22 protein-coding genes are annotated in these 22,743 nt (G+C 56.8%); 8 read left to right on the forward strand and 14 right to left on the reverse strand.

Translation table 11 applies throughout. The features are described from left to right. Positions 1-11: 11 nt before the first annotated feature. The 10 genes from recO to rseD all read right to left on the reverse strand — a co-directional run bounded on the left by recO (position 12) and on the right by rseD (position 8,350). Positions 12-749 (reverse strand): DNA repair protein RecO, encoded by a 738-nt coding sequence (recO, locus tag RRF55_RS13195; RefSeq protein ID WP_002914062.1) that lies wholly within the window; start codon positions 747-749, stop codon positions 12-14. Between the two features lie 11 nt (positions 750-760). Then, complete coding sequence (gene era, locus RRF55_RS13200) at positions 761-1,666, reverse strand: GTPase Era (RefSeq protein ID WP_002914063.1); 906 nt, start codon at positions 1,664-1,666, stop codon at positions 761-763. Further along, positions 1,663-2,343, reverse strand: a complete 681-nt coding sequence (rnc, locus tag RRF55_RS13205; protein WP_002914065.1) for a ribonuclease III — start codon at positions 2,341-2,343, stop codon at positions 1,663-1,665. The genes era and rnc overlap by 4 nt, the downstream gene beginning before the upstream one ends. A 249-nt stretch (positions 2,344-2,592) precedes the next feature. Beyond that, complete coding sequence (lepB, locus tag RRF55_RS13210) at positions 2,593-3,567, reverse strand: signal peptidase I (protein ID WP_002914067.1); 975 nt, start codon at positions 3,565-3,567, stop codon at positions 2,593-2,595. 15 nt (positions 3,568-3,582) lie between these two features. Next, entirely contained in the window at positions 3,583-5,382 is a 1,800-nt protein-coding gene (gene lepA, locus RRF55_RS13215) for a translation elongation factor 4 (RefSeq protein ID WP_002914069.1), read from the reverse strand. Between the two features lie 185 nt (positions 5,383-5,567). Next, positions 5,568-6,047 carry a SoxR-reducing system protein RseC gene (gene rseC / locus RRF55_RS13220; protein WP_004144354.1) on the reverse strand — a complete coding sequence of 160 codons (480 nt, stop codon included), beginning with the start codon at positions 6,045-6,047 and terminating at the stop codon, positions 5,568-5,570. Then, a complete protein-coding gene (gene rseB, locus RRF55_RS13225) occupies positions 6,044-7,000 on the reverse strand; it encodes a sigma-E factor regulatory protein RseB (RefSeq protein ID WP_002914070.1) in 957 nt (318 codons plus the stop codon). The genes rseC and rseB overlap by 4 nt, the downstream gene beginning before the upstream one ends. Further along, the gene (rseA, locus tag RRF55_RS13230; protein WP_002914072.1) at positions 7,000-7,650 is read right to left on the reverse strand and encodes an anti-sigma-E factor RseA; all 651 of its coding nucleotides are present in this window, start codon (positions 7,648-7,650) and stop codon (positions 7,000-7,002) included. The genes rseB and rseA overlap by 1 nt, the downstream gene beginning before the upstream one ends. 32 nt (positions 7,651-7,682) lie before the next feature. Continuing rightward, positions 7,683-8,258, reverse strand: coding sequence for an RNA polymerase sigma factor RpoE (rpoE, locus tag RRF55_RS13235; protein WP_002914074.1), 576 nt, complete (start codon positions 8,256-8,258; stop codon positions 7,683-7,685). Continuing rightward, positions 8,255-8,350: a rpoE leader peptide RseD gene (gene rseD, locus RRF55_RS13240; RefSeq protein ID WP_121980491.1), complete on the reverse strand. Its 96-nt coding sequence runs from the start codon at positions 8,348-8,350 to the stop codon at positions 8,255-8,257. The genes rpoE and rseD overlap by 4 nt, the downstream gene beginning before the upstream one ends. A 328-nt stretch (positions 8,351-8,678) precedes the next feature. On the opposite strand from rseD, the gene nadB reads away from it, so the two are divergent. Further along, positions 8,679-10,298, forward strand: coding sequence for an L-aspartate oxidase (gene nadB / locus RRF55_RS13245; protein WP_064153658.1), 1,620 nt, complete (start codon positions 8,679-8,681; stop codon positions 10,296-10,298). Here nadB and trmN read toward each other — a convergent pair. Next, positions 10,283-11,020 carry a tRNA(1)(Val) (adenine(37)-N(6))-methyltransferase TrmN gene (trmN, locus tag RRF55_RS13250; protein ID WP_002914079.1) on the reverse strand — a complete coding sequence of 246 codons (738 nt, stop codon included), beginning with the start codon at positions 11,018-11,020 and terminating at the stop codon, positions 10,283-10,285. The genes nadB and trmN overlap by 16 nt on opposite strands. Before the next feature lie 131 nt (positions 11,021-11,151). On the opposite strand from trmN, the gene srmB reads away from it, so the two are divergent. Then, positions 11,152-12,483 carry an ATP-dependent RNA helicase SrmB gene (srmB, locus tag RRF55_RS13255; RefSeq protein ID WP_002914082.1) on the forward strand — a complete coding sequence of 444 codons (1,332 nt, stop codon included), beginning with the start codon at positions 11,152-11,154 and terminating at the stop codon, positions 12,481-12,483. Between the two features lie 45 nt (positions 12,484-12,528). Here the strand turns inward: srmB and grcA are convergent, their stop codons facing one another. Beyond that, complete coding sequence (gene grcA, locus RRF55_RS13260; RefSeq protein WP_002914084.1) at positions 12,529-12,912, reverse strand: autonomous glycyl radical cofactor GrcA; 384 nt, start codon at positions 12,910-12,912, stop codon at positions 12,529-12,531. Positions 12,913-13,224: 312 nt separating this feature from the next. Here grcA and ung point away from each other — a divergent pair, with 312 nt between their 5' ends. Further along, the gene (ung, locus tag RRF55_RS13265) at positions 13,225-13,914 is read left to right on the forward strand and encodes a uracil-DNA glycosylase (protein WP_002914088.1); all 690 of its coding nucleotides are present in this window, start codon (positions 13,225-13,227) and stop codon (positions 13,912-13,914) included. Between the two features lie 58 nt (positions 13,915-13,972). Here ung and RRF55_RS13270 read toward each other — a convergent pair whose 3' ends face one another. Further along, positions 13,973-15,058 carry a tRNA/rRNA methyltransferase gene (locus RRF55_RS13270; protein WP_002914089.1) on the reverse strand — a complete coding sequence of 362 codons (1,086 nt, stop codon included), beginning with the start codon at positions 15,056-15,058 and terminating at the stop codon, positions 13,973-13,975. A gap of 203 nt (positions 15,059-15,261) precedes the next feature. On the opposite strand from RRF55_RS13270, the gene trxC reads away from it, so the two are divergent. The 5 genes from trxC (at position 15,262) to RRF55_RS13295 (ending at position 20,982) form a co-directional block, all read left to right on the forward strand. Further along, complete coding sequence (gene trxC, locus RRF55_RS13275) at positions 15,262-15,687, forward strand: thioredoxin TrxC (RefSeq protein WP_002914091.1); 426 nt, start codon at positions 15,262-15,264, stop codon at positions 15,685-15,687. A 69-nt stretch (positions 15,688-15,756) separates the two neighbouring features. Then, the gene (gene tapT, locus RRF55_RS13280) at positions 15,757-16,455 is read left to right on the forward strand and encodes a tRNA-uridine aminocarboxypropyltransferase (RefSeq protein WP_002914092.1); all 699 of its coding nucleotides are present in this window, start codon (positions 15,757-15,759) and stop codon (positions 16,453-16,455) included. A 34-nt stretch (positions 16,456-16,489) separates the two neighbouring features. Further along, a complete protein-coding gene (locus RRF55_RS13285) occupies positions 16,490-19,141 on the forward strand; it encodes a bifunctional acetate--CoA ligase family protein/GNAT family N-acetyltransferase (protein ID WP_004888432.1) in 2,652 nt (883 codons plus the stop codon). Between the two features lie 120 nt (positions 19,142-19,261). Continuing rightward, positions 19,262-20,617: a CDP-diacylglycerol--serine O-phosphatidyltransferase gene (gene pssA, locus RRF55_RS13290; RefSeq protein ID WP_004180947.1), complete on the forward strand. Its 1,356-nt coding sequence runs from the start codon at positions 19,262-19,264 to the stop codon at positions 20,615-20,617. Between the two features lie 41 nt (positions 20,618-20,658). Beyond that, a complete protein-coding gene (locus RRF55_RS13295) occupies positions 20,659-20,982 on the forward strand; it encodes a YfiM family lipoprotein (RefSeq protein ID WP_002914095.1) in 324 nt (107 codons plus the stop codon). 3 nt (positions 20,983-20,985) lie between these two features. Here the strand turns inward: RRF55_RS13295 and RRF55_RS13300 are convergent, their stop codons facing one another. After that, the gene (locus RRF55_RS13300; RefSeq protein WP_004144368.1) at positions 20,986-22,284 is read right to left on the reverse strand and encodes an MFS transporter; all 1,299 of its coding nucleotides are present in this window, start codon (positions 22,282-22,284) and stop codon (positions 20,986-20,988) included. Positions 22,285-22,743 lie beyond the last annotated feature (459 nt).

Raw genomic sequence — 22,743 nt, forward strand, 5'->3', positions numbered from 1 at the left:
GACAATCCTCGTTAATCATTATTCGTATTATCGGCTCGCGCCTTTCGCGCGGGCATAAACTGGCGAAACAACTCCCGGCTCTTGAGCGGTTTGCCGCCGAGATAGGGCTTCAGGGCGATACGGGTAAAGCGCTTCGCGGCGCGCAGCGTATCAACATCAGGAAACTCGCGACTCGCCAATGCTTTCAAATGGTGCCCGGTAAACGTGTTGTTATCAATCACCAGGCTGGCAATAAAGCCTTTTTCTTCACGATAGCGGTAGGTCATGGTGTCGTCTACCGGCTCGCCGCTCCCGGCGCAGTGGAGAAAATCCACGCCATACCCCAGGTGCCCGAGCAGCGCCAGCTCAAAACGCCGCAGCGCGGGCTCCGGCGAGCCGCTGGCCCCGGCGAGCGCCTGAATGCAGTGCAGGTAGTCGAAAAAGAGTTCGGAGAAGCGTGTTTCGTGCTCCAGCACGCGGGAGATAAGCTCGTTAACGTAGAGACCGCTGTAGAGGGTGATGCCGCTGAGCGGCAGCGCCAGCGAAACGGCTTCCGCGCTGCGCAGGGTTTTGACTTCGCCGCGCCCGCCGAAGCGAACCAGCAAGGGGGTAAAGGGCTGTAAAGCGCCTTTGAGATTAGAGCGTTTAGAGCGTGCGCCCTTGGCAACCAGGCGCACGCGACCGGATTCTTCCGTGAAGACGTCCAGCATCAGGCTGGTTTCGCTCCACGGACGGCTATGCAGGACAAAGGCGCGCTGCCATCCATCCACGTTGCGTTAACTCAGAGGTCGTCAACGTAACCGAGACTGCGCAGGGCGCGCTCGTCATCGGCCCAGCCGGATTTCACTTTCACCCACAGCTCGAGGTGCACCGGCGCTTCAAACATCTCCTGCATGTCCTTACGCGCTTCGATACCGATGGTTTTAATTTTGGCGCCTTTGTTGCCAATCACCATCTTTTTCTGCCCTTCGCGCTCGACGAGGATCAGGCCGTTGATATCGTAACCGCCGCGCTCGTTGCTGACGAAACGTTCGATTTCCACGGTGACGGAGTACGGCAGCTCAGCGCCGAGGAAACGCATCAGTTTTTCACGGATGATTTCGGAGGCCATAAAGCGTTGTGAGCGATCGGTAATATAATCTTCCGGGAAGTGATGGATCGCTTCCGGCAGATGCTTACGCACGATCGCCGCGATGGTATCAACGTTGGTGCCGGTTTCCGCTGAGATCGGTACGATATCGAGGAAATTCATCTGGCTGGCGAGGAACTGCAGGTGCGGTAACAGATCCGCTTTTTCCTGCACGTTATCCACCTTGTTGACCGCGAGGATCACCGGCGCTTTCGCGTCGCGCAGCTTGTTGAGCACCATCTCGTCGTCCTGCGTCCAGCGAGTGCCTTCCACCACGAAGATGACCAGTTCCACGTCGCCAATCGAACTGCTGGCCGCTTTGTTCATTAAGCGGTTAATGGCACGCTTCTCTTCCATATGCAGGCCCGGAGTATCAACGTAAATCGCCTGATACGGCCCTTCGGTATGGATACCGACGATGCGGTGACGGGTGGTCTGCGCTTTACGGGAGGTGATCGAGATCTTCTGCCCAAGCAGCTTGTTCAACAGCGTGGATTTGCCAACGTTTGGACGACCCACGATGGCGACAAACCCACAATAACTTTTTTCTTCGCTCATTCCAGCTCCAGCTTTTTCAGCGCCTGTTCGGCGGCAGCCTGCTCCGCCTTACGACGGCTGGAACCTGTGCCAACCACCGGTTCACTCAGGCCACTGACCTGGCAGTGGATAGTAAATTCCTGATCGTGCGCTTCGCCGCGAACCTGGACCACCAGGTAAGACGGCAGCGGCAGATGACGTCCCTGCAGATATTCCTGCAGACGCGTCTTCGGATCCTTTTGCTTATCGCCCGGACTGATTTCGTCCAGACGGGTCTGGTACCAGGAGAGGATTAAGCGTTCAACGTTCTGAATATCACTGTCGAGGAAAACCCCGCCAATTAACGCTTCAACGGTATCCGCGAGAATCGATTCGCGACGGAAACCGCCGCTTTTCAGCTCTCCCGGCCCGAGGCGCAGACACTCGCCCAGCTCAAACTCGCGGGCGATCTCCGCCAGCGTGTTGCCGCGCACCAGCGTCGCGCGCATACGGCTCATATCGCCTTCATCGACACGAGGAAAGCGATGATACAGCGCATTCGCGATCACGAAACTTAAAATGGAGTCACCTAAAAATTCCAGGCGCTCATTATGTTTGCTGCTGGCACTGCGGTGAGTTAATGCCTGTTGCAACAGCTCCTGATGATGAAAAGTGTAGCCCAGCTTTCGTTGAAGCCGATTAATTACGATGGGGTTCATGCGTTACCAATAAATGAATGCGTCAAAGATGCAGCACACGAAACCGACCTGAGCATTCGCTTCAAACAGTAATTTGAAACAGACCAATACGCTTTCGTGTGCAGTGTCACCCGGCAGAGCGACAACCAAAAACTTCGGGGGGATATTCTATACGCAACGACACGGGATGTCGTTAGTTTGAATGGATTTAAATACTAAATAATTCACGCCGCTGCGATAACAGCAGCGACGTGAATTCAGCAGAGGAAATTAATGAATTCCACCAATGCGCGATAACCGCACGCCGGTCGGCCATTCACCTTCCTGCTTTTCAAAACTCATCCAGATAGCGGTTGCTTTTCCGACCAGGTTGGCTTCCGGCACAAAGCCCCAGTACCGGCTGTCGGCGCTGTTATCCCGGTTGTCGCCCATCATGAAGTACTGACCGGGCGGCACAATCCAGGTGGCCAGCGGCAGACCGGACTGATGGTAGTACATCCCAACCTGATCCTGGGCAATCGGCACCATCAGAATTCGGTGCGTCACGTCGCCCAATGTCTCCTGACGCTCGGTAAGACGAATGCCGTCGGCTTTGGTTTCGCCCTTCGGCAACTGCCAGAAACCGCTGCTCGCTTCGCCGCCGTTGCTGCGGGAGAAGGTCTGAACAAAATCGCTCGGCTCCACGTTGGAATAGGTCACCGGCAGCGCGTTGCCGCAGGCCTGTCCGGAACTGCAGCCCGGCTGAATAGTGACCTGTTTGGCAACCGGATCGTAGGTGACCTTATCACCCGGTAACCCCACCGCGCGCTTAATGTAGTCCAGACGCGGGTCTTCCGGATATTTAAACACCACGATGTCGCCGCGCTTCGGATGGCCGGTCTCGATCAGCGTTTTCTGGTAGATAGGATCTTTAATGCCGTAGGCAAATTTCTCCACCAGAATAAAATCGCCGATGAGCAGCGTTGGCATCATCGAACCTGAAGGGATCTGGAAAGGCTCATAAATAAATGAACGTACCACCAGAACGATCGCCAGCACCGGGAAAACCGATGCGCCGGTTTCCAGCCAGCCCGGTTTCGGGCCGACTTTCTTCAGCGTCTTCTTGTCCAGTTGCTCGCCGGTCGCTGCCTGAGCAGCGGCCTGACGTTCACGACGTTTCGGTGCAAAAATGAACTTGTCCAGGCACCATAAAACGCCCGTCACCAGGGTTGCAATCACCAGGATCAGGGCAAACATGTTCGCCATGCCAACTCCTTAGGGTTATTTGCCGTCTTTACCAACGTGCAGAATGGCGAGGAACGCTTCCTGCGGCAGCTCAACGTTACCGACCTGCTTCATACGCTTCTTACCTTCTTTCTGCTTCTGCAGCAGCTTTTTCTTACGGCTGACGTCGCCGCCGTAGCATTTCGCCAGGACGTTTTTACGCAGCTGTTTCACCGTAGAGCGCGCGATAATGTGGTTACCGATGGCCGCCTGAATCGCGATATCGAACTGCTGACGCGGAATCAGATCTTTCATCTTTTCCACCAGCTCGCGGCCGCGATACGGCGCGTTATCGTTGTGGGTGATCAGCGCCAGCGCATCGACGCGCTCACCGTTGATCAGCACATCGACGCGTACCATGTTCGACGCCTGGAAGCGTTTGAAGTTGTAGTCCAGCGACGCATAGCCGCGGGAGGTGGACTTCAGGCGGTCGAAGAAGTCGAGAACCACTTCCGCCATCGGAATTTCATAGGTCAGCGCCACCTGTTTACCGTGGTAAACCATGTTGGTCTGCACCCCACGCTTCTCGACACACAAGGTAATCACGTTGCCGAGGAACTCCTGCGGCAGCAGCATGTGACACTCGGCGATCGGCTCGCGCAGCTCCTGAATATTATTCAGCGGCGGCAGCTTGGACGGGCTGTCGACGTAGATAACTTCTTTGGAGGTGGTCTCTACTTCGTAGACTACCGTCGGCGCGGTGGTGATCAGGTCGAGATCGTATTCACGCTCCAGACGCTCCTGAATGATCTCCATGTGCAGCAGGCCGAGGAAGCCGCAGCGGAAGCCGAAGCCCAGCGCGGTAGAGCTTTCCGGCTCGTAGAACAGAGAGGCATCGTTAAGGCTCAGTTTGCCCAGCGCGTCGCGGAAAGCTTCATAATCATCGGAGCTCACCGGGAACAGGCCGGCATACACCTGCGGTTTCACCTTCTTAAAGCCAGGCAGCGCTTTGTCTGCCGGGTTGCGGGCGGCGGTCAGGGTATCGCCCACCGGCGCGCCGAGGATGTCTTTGATCGCGCAGACCAGCCAGCCTACCTCGCCGCATTTCAGCTCGGTACGGTCAACCTGTTTCGGGGTGAAGATGCCCAGACGATCAGCGTTATAGACCTGGCCGGTGCTCATGACCTTGATCTTGTCGCCCTTGCGCATGGTGCCGTTTTTAATCCGCACCAGCGAAACCACGCCGAGGTAGTTATCGAACCAGGAGTCGATAATCAGCGCCTGCAGCGGCGCGTCCGGATCGCCTTCCGGCGGTGGGATATCGCGCACCAGACGCTCCAGCACGTCGGTCACGCCGACGCCGGTTTTCGCTGAGCAGCGCACCGCGTCGTGGGCGTCGATCCCGACGATATCTTCAATCTCGTCCGCTACGCGCTCAGGGTCGGCCGCAGGCAGGTCGATCTTGTTGAGTACCGGAACCACTTCGAGATCCATCTCCATGGCGGTGTAGCAGTTGGCCAGGGTCTGGGCTTCTACCCCCTGCCCGGCGTCTACCACCAGCAGCGCGCCTTCGCACGCGGCAAGAGAACGGGAAACTTCATAAGAGAAGTCCACGTGGCCCGGGGTGTCGATAAAGTTCAGCTGGTAGGTCTCACCGTCGCTGGCCTTATAGTCCAGGGTGACGCTCTGCGCCTTGATGGTGATCCCGCGTTCTCGCTCAAGATCCATGGAGTCCAGAACCTGGGCTTCCATTTCACGATCAGAAAGGCCACCGCAAATCTGGATGATACGGTCAGACAGCGTCGACTTACCGTGGTCGATGTGAGCGATGATCGAAAAGTTACGTATATTCTTCATATTTAGAGTTAATTATGCCTTACGAGTATCATGAGGCCGCTGTACTGTGCCTGACGTTTTTTAATCCGAAAACGCCGCATTCTACACTACATCCGCGAAACCAGGAAATGCTGTTAGATCCAGCATACCCGCAGAAATTGTGGCGTTGTAACAGGAAAGGTAAATAAAGATAAGGGCCAGTGAAATCACTGGCCCATGTCGGAGGAAGGCGTATCAACACGCAGCAGATCCGGCGGCAGTGCGACGTTCAAAATCACCGGCTGCCAGGACTGACGTGCCGCCAGTCGCGGCGACAGACCGCGCGCCACCAGGAAGCCGCCGACGCCGCCCAGCAGCGCGCCGCAAAGTGACGCAATATCGCTGGCAAACAGCACCTGAAAAATAGACGCCATTACAAACAGCCCCGCCAGCGGCGCCATATACACCAGCATCGCTGAGCCCAGCAGGCTGCTTTCAGCGATCCCCAGCTCCACTTTTTGCCCCGCGGCCAACGGCTGCTCGCAGGGCACGCTAATGGTATGGCTGGTCTGCGGCCCCAGCTTGTTTAGCACCCGGCTACCACAGCCGGCACGGGAGGCGCAGCTGCTGCAGGAGGCTTTAACGTCGCAGTGCACCTGCGCCACGCCGTTATGCCAGGAAACCACGGTAGCCCACTCTTTAATCATTGTACTGCCTTGAATTTAATACTGTCAGAGATACGCTTCGCCGTCTGCGGCGGCAGCTCGCCCACTACGGTTATCTCCGCGTTATCGCGCACCGTCGTGCTGACGGTGCGTCGGCCGGTGCGCAACAGCTGGTCGCTGCTGGCCGCCGTGGCGCGGTTGATATTGATCGAGAAGCTAAACAAGCCGTCGGAATAGAGACGTGATTCTACCGGACCGTCAAAGGTGGGAAGACGGCGCTGACTGCTGGAAACCTCAGTCACGCCTTGCGGGAGCCACGTCGGCGCCCAGTTGAAGTTGGCTTTGTCGCCTCCTTCAGGCACCGACAGCTGCGGCGGCAAATTCGCTTTTGCCAGCGTCTCCATGCTGGCGCTGACGTTATCGCCAACGTTGAAGGAGACGACCCGGAACTGCTCCAGCGTTTCCCCGTCGCGGTCGAGCAAATCGACGCGCAGCGGCAGCTTGGTTTCAGCATCCAGCCAGGCGATAAAGCTGTAGCGCGTGCCGTCGCGAGCCACGACGCGGATCACGTCGCAGAGGCGGTCAGCGATACGGGTACGGCCCACGGAGATAAAATCATACGCCGCGGAGAGGCGTTTGAAATCGCTATATACCAGCGATGGCAGCGAATCGACGATATAGTCGCCGTTCAGGGTGAACGGATCGAGACCGGGTTCAAAATAGCTGATTTCCGTGCCGCGCAGGACCACTTCCCGGCGCGGACCGTCCAGCTGCAGCAACTGCGCCAGCGGTTGGTTGTTCAGTCGCGCGTGACGATAGCGCAGCGACTCAACGCCTTGTTTGCTGATGCTAACAAAAGACAGCTCATAATTGAGAGACTGGCTGGCCAGGTTCATCTGCTGCAACAACGCCCCGGACGATGTATCAGCCGAGGCGTTGACAGAGAACAACAGGCTGCCTGCCATGAGCGACATGGCACACCAAAGTTGCTTCATTACTGCGATTGCGTTCCTAAAGTTTGATAGCCCGGTACCTGGACTGCGGCCTGCTGAGTCTGGGCCTGGCCAAACTGAAGCTGCTCAGCGTGCAGGCGGCGCTGCAGTTCGTAGTCCTGCAGCATGGCGTTAATTCGGCGGCGCTGTTCCTGGACCTGCGCCTGCTGGCCGCTTCCCGCTGACGCGTCAGCCGGCACGCCAAGACTTACCGGGCTTGCTTTACCCATCATGGGCAGCGTATTGAACACCGGCGCTTCTGGCTGCTGAGCGGAATCAGACTGACCATTATAGTGCTGGACGCCGACGATAACCGCAAGCGATACGCAGGCGGCAACGCCCATTTGAGTCAGGGAGCTGGCCCACGGACGCACCTTGTTCCAGAACGGCATCTGCCGCCACTGATGCGGTGCGGGCTGAGATTCAGGAATAAGCGGAGCCGTCTGACGAACGGGCTCATTTTCAATGGCGGCCATCACCCGGGCGGAGATATCAAATTGCAGCACCTCAGCGGTATCGCCACGCAGCGTATCGCGGATAAGGTGATAACTCTCCCAGGTTTTTTGCATCTCAGAAGAACGACTCAGCTCGTTGAGCAGTTCGTTATCCAGCGTTTCACCATCCATTAAAGCCGAAAGTTTTTCTTTCTGCATGCCTGATACCCTTTTCCAGTATTCCGCTATCGTCAACGCCTGATAAGCGGTTGAACTTTATTATCAATAGCTTCTCGCGCCCGGAAGATACGCGAACGCACCGTCCCAACCGGACAATCCATGATAGCGGCTATCTCTTCATAGCTCAGGCCATCCAGCTCCCGTAACGTAATTGCCATGCGTAAATCTTCCGGGAGCGATTCAATGGTACGAAAAACTATTTGTCTCAGTTCTTCTGACAACATTAAGTTCTCAGGGTTCGAAATTTCTTTCAACGCCCCGCCGCTTTCGAAGTTTTCCGCCTCGTTGGCGTCAACATCGCTGGACGGCGGACGGCGCCCCTGAGCAACCAGATAATTCTTCGCCGTGTTGACGGCGATACGGTATAACCAGGTGTAAAAAGCGCTATCTCCCCGGAAAGAGTCCAGCGCACGCCATGCCTTAACGAACGATTCCTGAACAACGTCAGCGATATCGCCCGGCGGTACATAGCGGGAAACCAGGCTCGCGACCTTATGCTGATAGCGCACTACCAGCAAATTAAACGCTTTCTGATCTCCTTTCTGGACCCGTTCAACAAGGACCTGATCCGTTAACTGCTCGCTCATCCGAGGTAATGTCTCCCCAAACCCAATTCCCATGCGTCTTCAAAACACCACCCAAAATCTGCATTATGAGCAAGCTGACTGTTGGAGTGCATGAAAACAATAAAGTTCCGTTACGCTTTTTGTTTTTTGTCTGGCAACGGCGGCAGATCGTTATCAATCATTATATGCCCAGGTTGCTAAACGATAGGTAAGTCAATAAGAAAAAGCGCAGGCCCGTCTGAAGGGTATCGTAACACGCCGTTTATTTCACTATAAAATCCAATGCCATCAACCTGCCCCGCGTCTCATTTTCAGCGCGCAAGACGCCGTTTCCGTTCGCCTTTTGTTTAGCCGTCACAACAGCAGACAAAAAAATTGTACGATTCCTCACGGACCGGTGCTATTGTGAGCTAAATGTGTTTAGTAAATTAAACAAAGACAATGAATACCACTCCTGACTTCTCTTGTGATGTGTTGATTATCGGCAGCGGCGCTGCCGGTCTTTCCCTTGCCCTGCGCCTGGCTGAGCACAGTTCGGTGACAGTGCTGAGTAAAGGGCCGATCAGCGAAGGTTCGACGTTCTACGCCCAGGGTGGGATTGCCGCCGTCTTCGATGAGACGGACAGTATTGAATCCCATGTCGAAGATACCCTCATCGCCGGCGCGGGGCTCTGCGATCGTCATGCGGTCACCTTCGTCGCCAGCAACGCCCGATCATGCGTCCAGTGGCTTATCGATCAGGGAGTGTTGTTTGACACCCAGGTCCAGGCCAATGGCGAAGAGAGCTATCATCTCACGCGCGAAGGGGGGCACAGCCATCGGCGCATTCTTCACGCCGCCGACGCCACCGGCAAAGCGGTAGAGACGACGCTGGTCGATAAAGCGCTTGCCCATCCTAATATCCGCATCATTGAGCGCAGCAATGCCGTCGATTTAATCGTATCGGATAAGATTGGCCTGCCGGGCACCCGCCGGGTGGTCGGGGCATGGATCTGGAATCGTAATAAAGAGCGGGTGGAAACCTGCAGCGCGAAAGCCGTAGTACTCGCTACCGGCGGGGCCGCGAAGGTTTATCAATATACCACTAACCCCGACGTCTCTTCCGGAGACGGGATTGCAATGGCCTGGCGGGCGGGATGTCGGGTGGCGAATCTGGAGTTTAACCAGTTCCACCCCACCGCGCTATATCACCCCCAGGCGCGTAATTTCCTGCTTACTGAAGCGCTGCGCGGCGAAGGCGCCCACCTTAAACGCCCGGATGGCACCCGCTTTATGCCGGACTTTGACGAGCGCGGCGAGCTGGCCCCGCGCGATATCGTCGCCCGCGCCATCGACCATGAAATGAAGCGCCTGGGCGTAGACTGTATGTTCCTTGATATCAGCCATAAACCCGAGGCGTTTGTTCGCCAGCATTTCCCGATGATTTATGAAAAGCTGCTCGGCCTGGGAATTGATTTAACCAAAGATCCGGTGCCGGTCGTCCCCGCCGCGCATTACACCTGCGGCGGCGTGATGGTGGATGATAATGGCCGCACCGACGTCGATGGTTTATACGCCATCGGCGAAGTCAGCTACACCGGGCTGCACGGCGCGAATCGTATGGCGTCGAACTCGTTGCTGGAGTGCCTGGTCTATGGCTGGTCCGCCGCGGAGGATATTACCCGGCGCCTGCCGCTCGCCCAGAAGGTCGCCACGCTGCCAGCTTGGGATGAAAGTCAGGTGGAGATCCCGGATGAACTGGTGGTTATCCAGCACAACTGGCACGAACTGCGCCTGCTGATGTGGGATTACGTGGGGATTGTGCGCACCACCCGCAGGCTGGAGCGCGCCCTGCGGCGCATTACCATGCTCCAACAGGAGCTGGATGAGTATTACGCCCGCTTCCGCGTCTCGAATAATTTGCTGGAACTGCGCAATCTGGTGCAGGTGGCGGAGCTTATCGTACGCTGCGCGATGTTGCGTAAGGAGAGCCGCGGTCTGCATTATACCCTCGACTATCCGCAGCCGCTGCCTGACAGCGGCCCGTCGATACTCTCGCCCCTGGCTCACATAAAGAGATAAAAGTCCTCGGTCAGAGCGGTAAAGCCTTCCGAATATTGCTGCTCTGGCCCGCGGATCGCCAGCCTGTCGCTGAAACACTCCCCTGCCGTCGGGGAGAAAGCCAGCAGCACCCGATGCGGCGGTCGCAGCTCGGTCTCCGCCACGTCAGTACGCAGTCGCAGATGCCAGCCCATCGCCCTTGCCCGTTCGATGAACGCATTACCAATATCCACCGGCAACACCACGCAAAAAAAACCTTCTTCGGTAATATGCTCTGCGGCACAGGTCAGCAGGGAGGCGTGATCGAGCGTCGTGGTGTACCGCGCCTGCTCTCGCTGCGAGGTCGCGCATGGCACGCCTTCGGCAAAAAAGGGCGGATTACTGATTATCAGTTCATAGCGTCGAGTTTGCGACGGCTGCCACTGATGAATATCGGCCTGCCAGACCTCAATCCGCGAAGCCCACGGCGACGCGAGGGCGTTTTCCCGCGCCTGAGCGGCGGCCTCTTCGTCCAGTTCGACCGCCTCGACATGCACATCATCTCCGGTACGCTGCGCGAGCATCAGCGCCAGCAAGCCGCTGCCCGCGCCAATATCCAGCACATGCTTCACTCCGGCAATCGGCGCCCAGGCGCCCAGCAAAATGCCGTCGGTACCCACCTTCATGGCGCAGCGATCGTGAGCGACAAAGAACCGTTTGAAGGTAAAACCATTGCGCGGCAGCGCAAACTTCGACTGAGACATCCTCAATAACCTTGCCGACAAAAACTCCTGAACCTAAGGCTATGCACAATACCGGAGAACAGATAGCCTTACAAACAGATGAACATTACGTCAGTAACGTCTATAATCGGCGGCCCACTCAGAGGTAGAACATGACTGTAACGACTTTTTCCGAACTTGAACTCGACGAAAACCTGCTGGAAGCCCTCCAGGATAAAGGTTTCACTCGCCCGACAGCCATTCAGGCCGCCGCTATTCCGCCTGCGCTCGATGGCCGTGACATTCTCGGTTCAGCGCCGACCGGCACCGGTAAAACGGCGGCGTATCTGCTGCCAGCGTTGCAGCACCTGCTCGATTTCCCGCGTAAGAAATCCGGCCCGCCGCGCATTCTTATCCTGACGCCGACCCGTGAGCTGGCGATGCAGGTAGCCGACCACGCCCGCGAGCTGGCGAAGCATACCCATCTGGACATCGCTACCATTACCGGCGGCGTGGCGTACATGAACCACGCGGAAGTGTTCAGCGAAAACCAGGACATCGTAGTCGCCACCACCGGTCGCCTGCTGCAATATATTAAAGAAGAGAATTTCGACTGCCGCGCCGTCGAGACCCTAATCCTCGATGAAGCCGACCGCATGCTGGATATGGGTTTTGCCCAGGATATCGAAACCATCGCCGGTGAAACTCGCTGGCGCAAGCAGACTATGCTGTTCTCCGCGACGCTGGAAGGCGATGCGATCAAAGACTTTGCTGAGCGTCTGCTGGAGGAGCCGGTTGAAGTTTCCGCCAATCCGTCAACCCGCGAGCGTAAGAAAATCCATCAGTGGTACTACCGTGCCGACGATATCGAACATAAAACCAAACTGCTGGTGAATCTGCTGCAACAGCCGGAAGCCACCCGCGCTATCGTGTTTGTGCGTAAGCGTGAGCGCGTGCATGAGCTGGCTAACTGGCTGCGTGAGGCCGGGATTAACACCTGCTGGCTGGAAGGCGAGATGGTGCAGGCCAAGCGAAACGAAGCTATCAAGCGCCTGACCGACGGCCGCGTCAACGTGTTGATCGCCACCGACGTCGCTGCCCGCGGTATCGATATTCCGGACGTCAGCCACGTCTTTAACTTCGATATGCCGCGTACCGCGGATACCTACCTGCACCGTATCGGTCGTACCGGCCGCGCCGGTAAAAAAGGGACCGCCATTTCTCTGGTCGAGGCTCATGACCACCTGCTGCTGGGTAAGATTGGTCGCTATATTGAAGAGCCGTTGAAAGCCAGAGTTATCGATGAACTGCGCCCGACGACCCGTGCGCCGAGCGAGAAGCTGACGGGTAAGCCATCGAAGAAAGTGCTGGCGAAGCGTGCGCAGAAGAAAAAAGATGAAAAAGAGAAACCGCGGGTGAAGAAGCGCCACCGCGATACGAAAAATATCGGTAAGCGCCGGAAGCCAAGCGCGGCCGGGACGCCATCAGCGTCCAGCGATGAGTAAAAAAAACGCCGGGATATCCCGGCGTTTTCACATCTGGCGTTAGCCTTACAGGCTTTCGGTAAAGGTACGGGCGATAACGTCGCGCTGCTGTTCCGGCGTCAGAGAGTTGAAGCGTACCGCGTAGCCGGAAACACGAATGGTCAGCTGCGGATATTTTTCCGGATGCTCAACCGCGTCCAGCAGGGTTTCGCGACGCAGCACGTTAACGTTCAGGTGCTGACCGCCTTCGACGCGCACTTCCGGTTTCACGTCCACCGGGATTTCACGGTATTCGATTTCACCCAGTTTACTTACCGCAACCACATCATCTTCCGCAAAACCACCTTTGGCGCACAGGCAGCGCGCTTCGCCTTTTTCGCTATCCAGCAGCCAGAAAGAGTTGAGCAGGTCGTCGTTTGCCGCTTTAGTAATTTGGATACCAGTAATCATTTGATGCCTCCCAGGCAGTGTTTATTCGATTTTGGCCTCTTCGCGGCCAATTGGTAAAACCATTGTTGTATAAGTGTATATATATCAGCCGCCCCCTCGGCATTCCTTGATATAAATCAATAAAAACCACTCACCCAACGTGGGTATAGGAGGTTTTTATTGTTTTACATCAAGTTACGCCATTGTGAGCTATAAATAATTTTGTAAATTTTCAATTTTTTTTGCATAAAAGCCGGCATCAGGCCGTGCCGATTTTGTTCTATAGAAAGAAGCCGTTAAGCTATAGCGATGACCCTTTTGCAGGAGAGCAAGATGACCACCCCTTTAACCTGGCATGACGTGCTGGCGGATGAAAAGCAACAACCCTATTTTCTCAATACTCTGAAGACCGTCGCCGAAGAGCGCCAGTCGGGGATCACCATCTATCCGCCGCAAAAAGACGTCTTCAATGCGTTTCGCTTTACTGAACTGGGCGATGTCAAAGTCGTCATTCTCGGCCAGGACCCCTATCACGGCCCGGGTCAGGCCCACGGTCTGGCGTTCTCAGTTCGTCCGGGCGTCGCGATCCCGCCTTCGTTGCTGAATATGTATAAAGAGCTGGAGGCCACGATCCCCGGCTTTACCCGCCCCACCCACGGTTATCTCGAAAGCTGGGCACGACAGGGCGTGCTGCTGCTGAATACGGTCCTGACCGTTCGCGCCGGACAGGCGCACTCGCACGCCAGTCTGGGCTGGGAGACCTTTACCGATAAGGTTATCGCTTTAATCAATGAGCATTGCGAGGGAGTAGTTTTTCTGCTGTGGGGCTCTCATGCGCAGAAGAAAGGCGCGATTATCGATCGTCAGCGCCACTGCGTGCTGAAGGCGCCGCATCCATCACCGCTCTCTGCGCATCGCGGCTTCTTTGGCTGCAATCATTTCGTACAGACCAACCAGTGGCTGGTTGACCGCGGCGAAACGCCGATCGACTGGATGCCGGTCCTTCCCGCTGAAAGCGAGTGATTGACAGCCATAAAAAAAAGCCAGCATCAGCTGGCTTTTTTGCATTCAGGCAGGCGAATCACGCCTTGTTCTGACGCCACCATTCCGCCAGCAGGACGCCGGTCGCCACAGAGACGTTCAGGCTTTCGACATTACCGGTACCGTCGATGGCAACGCTGAGATCGGCGCTGGAAATCGCCGCATCGGACAGACCATCACGTTCCTGGCCTAACGCCAGCACCATTTTCTTCGGCAGCTCGGCTTTAAACAGCGGGGTACCATTATGGCTGGACGTTGAGACAATCGCGTAGCCCGCTTTGCGGAACTGATCGAGGGTATCGATAAAGCTGTCGCCAGTGATCGGTTCAACATGCTCCGCACCGCCCTCCGCCGTACGGATCGCCGCCCCGGACTCCAGCACGCCAGCATCCTGAACCACCACGCCCTTCACGCCAAAGTGCGCGCAGCTACGCATGATCGCCCCGAGATTATGTGGGTTACCCACATCTTCCAGCGCCAGAACGCAATCTTCTTCCCCGGCCTTCGCGACCCATTGAGCAACAGAAGTGCCGTGGCGTTTTTTGATCAGGAAGCAGACGCCGCCGTGGTGCTCGGTGCCGGAGGCTTTCGCCAGCTCGGCTTCGTCCACCACGTGATAGGCCTTACGGTTGGCCGCCATCCAGCGCAGCGCCTCTTTAAAGCGCGGCGTCACGCTCTGAATAAACCAGGCGCGAACGATAGCTTCCGGACGGCTCTGGAACAGAGCCTGGCAGGCGTTTTCGCCATATACGCGGGTCTCTTCCGCACGCTGACGACGCAGCACTTCCGGATCGATAAAGCTCTTCCCGCTGATCCCGCCGTGATCTTCTTTTACCGGCGTCTCATCGCCAGGAGCGCGGGAAACGGTACGCCACGGAGACGCATCGTCGCGATGAAAATCATCGCGTTTGCGATCGTCACGCTTACGGTCGTCACGTTTGCGATCGTCGCCGCGGCTGTTTCGTTCGTCACGCGCAGGGCGGCTGCGGCCGTCAACACGAGATTTTCCTGGACGACCTCCCCCTTTCCCGGTACGTGGGTTATGGGTGCGTTTGTCAGAATCATCATCACTGCGGACATACATCACTTTGACCTTGCCGCTTTTATTTTTCAGTTCGTCGCTCATCAATTTTCTCCACCTGCGCTGCGCGAAGCGCGCAGATTACCCGATGTGCCATCGCTTCGCCATGATTTCGTTTAAAAGCCGGCCTCTATTGCACTCATCGAACAAAACGCATTGTCCTCAAATAACACTTCATCGATAATATGTAACATCACAGAAACATATCGGCCACGTGCCACGTTGCAACCCATAACCAGAGGTTAGTTATGAATACCGTTTGTGCCAGTTGTCAGGCTCTGAACCGCCTCCCGGACGATCGTAGCGCGGATGGCGCAAAGTGCGGACGCTGCGGTCACGATCTTTTTGATGGCGACGTCATCAACGCGACCGGGGCAACGCTGGATAAACTCTTGAAGGACGATCTGCCGGTCGTTGTCGATTTCTGGGCGCCATGGTGCGGACCCTGCCGTAGCTTCGCGCCGATCTTTGAAGACGTCGCGGAAGAGCGTAGCGGGAAGATGCGTTTTGTGAAAGTCAACACCGAAGCGGAACGTGAGCTTAGCGCCCGGTTTCGTATCCGCAGCATCCCGACCATTATGATGTTCAAAAATGGCGAAGTGATCGACATGCTCAATGGCGCAGTGCCAAAAGCGCCATTCGATAGCTGGCTTAACGAAGCCGGCCAACAATAACCCTTCCGGGGCACCGCTTGTGCCCCGTTTTCACCTCTGCGACAATAGCGTTTTTCACTAGCGACTCCCATGACTGATAACGCTGTCCTTCGCCTGCGCGCCGAACGTCTCGCGCGAGCTACCCGCCCTTTCCTTGCGCGCGGTAATCGCATCCGCCGCTGCCAGCGCTGTCTGCTGCCGCTCAAGCAGTGCCTGTGCGCCACGTTAACCTCAGCGCAGGCCGCCAGCCGCTTCTGCCTGGTGATGTTTGATACGGAACCGATGAAGCCCAGCAACACTGGCCGGCTCATCGCCGATATTCTGCCAGATACCGAAGCGTTTCAGTGGTCGCGTACCGAACCGCCGCAGGCGCTGCTCGATCTGGTCGCCCATCCTGATTATCAGCCCATGGTCGTATTTCCGGCCTCCTATGCCGGGCCGGATCGCCAGGTCCTGAGCGCGCCGCCGTCCGGTAAACCCCCGCTGTTTATCATGCTCGACGGCACCTGGACCGAAGCGCGCAAAATGTTCCGTAAGAGTCCTTATCTCGACGCGCTGCCGATTATCTCCGTCGATCTGTCGCGCATCTCTGCCTACCATCTGCGCGAGGCGCACGCCGACGGACAATATTGTACCGCGGAAGTGGCCATCGCCCTGCTGGATCTGGCGGGCGATGCCCCGGCCGCCGCTGCGCTTGGCGAGCACTTCACCCGCTTCCGGACCCGCTATCTGGCGGGAAAAACCCAGCATAAGGGCAGTATCACAGCGGGCCAGGTGGAAAACGTTTAAAATCATTCGGTCACTGGGATGAAAGGAGACCGGTATGAGCCAACGAGGCCTGGAAGCGCTGCTGCGACCAAAGTCCATCGCCGTTATTGGCGCATCAATGAAGCCGCAGCGCGCTGGCTATCTCATGATGCGCAACCTGTTAGCCGGCGGCTTCAATGGCCCGGTGATGCCGGTCACCCCCGCCTGGAAGGCGGTTCTTGGGGTACTGGCATGGCCTACCATCGAGAGCCTGCCGTTTACCCCGGATCTGGCGGTGCTCTGTACTAACGCCAGGCGTAATCTCGAATTGCTCGAAGCCTTAGGGCAAAAAGGCTGCAAGACCTGCATCATCCTCTCTTCGCAGCCGGAACAGTACCCGGCGCTGCTCGAATGCGCCGCGCGCTATCAGATGCGTCTGCTCGGCCCCAACAGTCTCGGACTGCTGGCCCCATGGCAAGGGCTGAACGCCAGCTTTTCACCGGTGCCGATCCATCGCGGTAAACTGGCCTTTATCTCGCAGTCGGCCGCCGTCTCCAATACTATCCTTGACTGGGCGCAACAGCGCGAGATGGGTTTTTCCTACTTCATCGCCCTGGGCGATAGCCTGGATATTGATGTCGATGACCTGCTGGACTTTCTGGCCCGCGATAGCAAGACCAGCGCCATTTTGCTGTACCTCGAGCATCTCAGCGACGCGCGCCGCTTTGTCTCCGCCGCGCGCAGCGCTTCGCGAAACAAACCTATCCTGGTGATTAAAAGCGGCCGTAGTCCGGCGGCGCAGAAGCTATTGCACGCCAATTCCGGGATGGACCCGGCATGGGATGCGGCCATTCAGCGCGCTGGTCTGCTGCGGGTGCAGGATACCCATGAGCTGTTCTCTGCGGTGGAAACGCTCAGCCACATGCGCCCGCTGCGCGGTGAAAAACTGATGATCGTCAGCAACGGTGCGGCGCCGGCAGCGCTGGCGCTGGATGAGCTTTGGTTGCGAAACGGTAAGCTGGCGGCTCTCAGCGAGGAGACGCGCGACGCCCTGCGTCAGGCGTTGCCGGTTGGCGTGGAGATCGCCAACCCGCTGGATCTACGCGATGACGCCAGTAGCGAACACTATCAGCGGGCGGTGAATGTTTTGCTCAACAGTCAGGATTATGACGCGCTGCTGGTGATCCACTCTCCCAGCGCCGCCGCGCCGGGCACCGAGAGTGCCCTGGCCCTGATTGACGCTCTGAAGCATCACCCGCGCGGTAAATATGTCACCGTGCTGACCAACTGGTGCGGCGAATTTTCCTCGCAGGAAGCGCGACGTTTATTCAGCGATGCCGGCCTCCCTACCTACCGTACGCCGGAGGGCACGATCACCGCTTTTATGCATATGGTGGAATACCGTCGCAACCAGAAACAACTGCGCGAGACGCCGGTGCTACCAGACTCCTTAACCGCCAATACCAGCGAGGCGCATGCTCTGCTGCAGCAAGCGATAGATGACGGCGCCACCACGCTGGATACTCACGAGGTCAGCCCGGTGCTTCGGGCCTATGGCATCCACACGCTGCCAACCTGGATTGCCGCTGACAGCGCGGAAGCGGTGCATATCGCTGAGCAGATAGGCTATCCGGTTGCGCTGAAGCTGCGTTCTCCGGATATCCCGCACAAATCAGAAGTACAGGGGGTCATGCTCTATTTGCGTACCGCCGCCGAGGTGCAGCAGGCTGCAGATGCGATGATCGATCGCGTCAAACTGGCCTGGCCCCAGGCGCGCATTCATGGATTGCTGGTGCAAAGCATGGCCAATCGCGCTGGCGCCCAGGAGCTAAGAGTAGTGGTTGAGCACGATCCCGTCTTCGGCCCGTTGATTATGCTGGGCGAGGGCGGCGTGGAGTGGCGGGCCGAGGACCAGGCCGCCGTGGCGCTGCCGCCGCTGAATATGAACCTGGCGCGTTATCTGGTGATCCAGGCGATCAAAAATAAGAAGATCCGCGGCCGCAGCGCCTTGCGCCCGCTGGATATCGCTGGCTTAAGCCAGCTGCTGGTTCAGGTCTCGAACCTGATCGTCGACTGCCCGGAGATCCAGCGCCTGGATATTCATCCCCTGCTCGCCTCCGGCAACGAGTTTACGGCGCTGGACGTTACCCTGGGGCTTGCTCCCTTCAGCGGCGACAGTGAAAGCCGTCTCGCTATTCGTCCCTATCCGCACCAACTGGAGGAGTGGGTGGTGATGAAAAATGGCGATCGCTGTCTGTTCCGGCCGATCCTCCCGGAAGATGAGCCACAGTTGCTCGCATTTATCGCCCAGGTCACCAAAGAAGATCTCTATTATCGCTATTTTAGTGAGATCAACGAATTTACCCATGACGACTTAGCCAATATGACCCAGATCGACTACGATCGAGAAATGGCGTTCGTTGCCGTCAGGACCAGCGCAGAGAAGAGCGAGATCCTCGGCGTGACGCGGGCGATCTCCGATCCCGATAATATTGACGCCGAGTTTGCCGTTCTGGTCCGTTCAGATTTAAAAGGGTTAGGCCTGGGGCGAAGGTTGCTGGAAAAGCTGATCGCCTATACGCAAAGCCATGGCCTGCAGCGCCTTAATGGTATTACGATGCCAAATAACCGAGGCATGATAGGCCTCGCCAGAAAGCTGGGATTCACCGTCGATATTCAGCTGGAAGATGGGATTGTCAGCCTGTCGCTGCCCCTGAATCAGGGATAATCGCGCGACGCTGACCGCAATTGTTGACCACATTAGCGGGTAGTAATGGTATTATTGCCCGCTTACGTCGTCTGCATGGTACAGAAGACCCTTCAATAAACAGAGAAGAAACGCACTGTGATGTTGTCAAAATTTAAGCGTAATAAACATCAACAACACCTTGCCCAACTCCCTAAGCTTTCTCAGTCAGTTGATGATGTAGAGTTCTTTTACGCCCCTGCGGAATTCAGGGAAGCGTTACTGACCCGGATTGCCCACGCCACTCAGCGTATATGCATTATTGCGCTCTATCTGGAGCAAGATGATGGCGGAAAAGGAATTTTGCAGGCCCTTTATGACGCCAAACGCCAGCGTCCGGAACTGGATGTCCGCGTTCTGGTGGACTGGCACCGCGCTCAGCGTGGCCGGATCGGCGCCGCCGCCTCTAATACCAATGCCGACTGGTATTGTCGGATGGCCAATGAAAATCCAGGGGTAGATATCCCCGTTTACGGCGTGCCGATTAACACTCGGGAGGCGCTCGGCGTTCTCCATTTCAAAGGCTTTATTATTGATGACTGCGTCCTCTACAGCGGCGCCAGCCTGAATGATGTTTATCTGCATCAGCATGATAAGTATCGCTATGATCGCTATCAGTGCATCCGTAACGGCAAAATGGCGGACATCATGTTCGACTGGGTCGACAACAATCTGGTTCAGGGGCGCGGCGTTAACCGTCTCGACAGACCGGATCGGCCAAAAAGCCCGGAAATCAAAAACGACATTCGCCAGTACCGTCAGGAGCTCCGCGACCGCAGCTACCATTTTGTCGGCACCGCTGGTGACGAAGAACTCTCCGTCACCCCGCTGGTAGGCCTGGGTAAATCGAGCCTGCTGAATAAAACCATCTTTCACCTGATGCCCTGTGCCGAACACAAGCTGACGATCTGCACCCCCTACTTCAACCTCCCTGCCGTACTGGTAAGAAATATCATCCAGCTGCTGCGCGACGGAAAACAGGTGGAGATTATTGTCGGCGATAAAACGGCTAACGATTTCTACATTCCTGAAGATCAGCCGTTTAAAATCATCGGCGCCCTTCCCTATCTGTATGAGATCAACCTGCGGCGTTTCCTCAGCCGGCTGCAGTATTATGTCAATACCGATCAGCTGATCGTCCGCCTGTGGAAGGATGACGATAACAGCTACCACCTGAAAGGCATGTGGGTTGACGATGAGTGGATGCTGCTCACTGGCAACAACCTGAACCCGCGCGCCTGGCGGCTCGATCTGGAAAACGCCATTCTGATCCACGATCCAAAGCGGCAGCTGGGGGCCATGCGGGAGAAAGAGCTGAAGCTCATCCGCACCCACACCACGGTAGTGAAACATTATCGGGATCTGCAAAGTATCGCCGACTATCCGGTGAAAGTGCGAAAACTGATCCGCCGCCTGCGGCGGATCCGCATTGACCGGCTGATCAGCCGTATTCTCTGACTATCAGCCCCGCCTCGACGGGGCTTTTTTCTGGAAGCGCTATGCGTACGATAATAGTGATTGCTTCGCTGCTGTTAACCGGCTGCAGCCACATGGCAAATGATGCATGGTCCGGTCAGGACAAAGCCCAGCATTTTCTGGCCTCAGCGATGCTCTCTGCCGCTGGCAATGAATATGCGCAACATCAGGGTTACAGCCGGGACCGCAGCGCCGCTATCGGCCTGATGTTTTCCGTCAGCCTTGGCGCCTCAAAAGAGCTTTGGGACAGCCGCCCGGCTGGGAGCGGCTGGAGCTGGAAGGATTTTGCCTGGGATGTCGCCGGCGCGACCACCGGCTACGCTGTATGGCAGTTGGCTCATCAGTAAGCGTTACAGACGCAACCCCTTCCCTTTGCGATGCAACATCAGGGAGACAAGGAAGGCAATGGCGGCCATCACCGTCACATACCAGTAGAACGCGTGCTCTATCCCTGCCGACTTAAGCGACAGCGCGACGTACTCCGCAGAGCCGCCGAACAATGCGTTCGCGACGGCATAGGACAACCCGACCCCAAGCGCGCGAACCTGAGCCGGGAACATCTCTGCTTTCAGGATGCCGCTGATCGAGGTATAGAAACTGACAATCAGTAAGGCGCAGATCACCAGGCCGAAGGCGGCATAGGGTGAGCTCACTTTTTGCAAGGCGCTGAGAATAGGCACGGTAAATAACGTCGCCAGCACGCCAAAACACAGCATGGAGGTCCGGCGGCCAACTTTATCCGAGAAGGCGCCGAATAGCGGCTGAACCAGCATATAAACGAACAGCGCCGCGGTCATGATCACGCTGGCGGTGCTGGCCGTCATGCCCGCCGTGTTGACCAGATACTTTTGCATATAGGTGGTGAAGGTGTAGAAGGTCAGCGATCCGGCGGCGGTAAAGCCTAACACCATCGCAAAGGCCCGGCGATTGCGCCACAACCCTTTAAATGAGCCAGCCTCTTTCAGCGCCCGGGTCTCCTGCTTCGAGGTTTCGTCCAGCTGGCGACGCAGCCACAGCGCGACGATAGCCAGTACCGCCCCGAGGGCAAAAGGAATACGCCATCCCCAGGCATGGAGATCTTCATCGCTAAGCACCTGCTGGAGCGCCACAACCACTAATACAGCCAGCAGTTGACCACCAATCAGCGTAACGTACTGGAAGGAGGCATAGAAGCCTTTCTTTCCCTCCACCGCGACTTCACTCATATAGGTCGCACTGGTGCCGTATTCTCCGCCAACAGACAGCCCCTGGAACAGACGCGCCAGCAGCAGCAGCGCCGGGGCCCAGGTGCCGATCACCGCATAACCCGGCAGACAGGCAATCACCAGTGAGCCAAAGCACATCATGCAGACCGAGATAAGCATGGACGTTTTACGTCCCCGGCGGTCAGCGATCCGACCAAACAGCCATCCACCGATAGGACGCATCAGAAATCCGGCGGCAAATACGCCTGCCGTTTGCAGCAGTTGGGTGGTGGTATTTCCGGATGGAAAGAAGATGTGCGCGAAATAGAGCGAGCAGAATGAGTAAACGTAAAAATCAAACCATTCAACCAGATTCCCCGAGGAAGCGCCAACAATTGCCCAAATACGACGACGGGTATCGGCCAGTTCCGGCGCGCCCCGTTCGGTAATGCTACTTTCTGTCATTGTTATATTGCTCCAGCAAAGACTGCAATCTGTCTTGTCGGGCGTACCACGTCACGCAGACAAATTAATTAGTAAACTAAATGTTATATAATTGTTATATTTTTATATGTGATTGGATTCACATTTTTTTTCGCAAGCACGGTTTTCGCGATCATCGCCAGCGCAGGGGCAGGGAAAAAGTGGATTATGGCGAAGGGATTGCCATGACGGGGTTTTATTTTGCGTTGAAAGGAGATAATGGAGCGAACATGGCGTAATTTTCGCCGGAGGCGGTGCTGCGCACTTTGTCCGGGGTACGGTTTTGTAGCCCCGGTAAGCGCAGCGCCACCGGGGAGGCATACCGGCACGCTGGCCGGACGACAGAAACGCAAAAAGCCCATCCGGCAGGATGGGCTCTTCACTTGTTTGATGCCTGGCAGTTCCCTACTCTCACATGGGGAGACCCCACACTACCATCGG

The sequence above is a fragment of the Klebsiella sp. K47 genome (assembly GCF_051858335.1).
Lineage (GTDB): Bacteria > Pseudomonadota > Gammaproteobacteria > Enterobacterales > Enterobacteriaceae > Klebsiella > Klebsiella pneumoniae.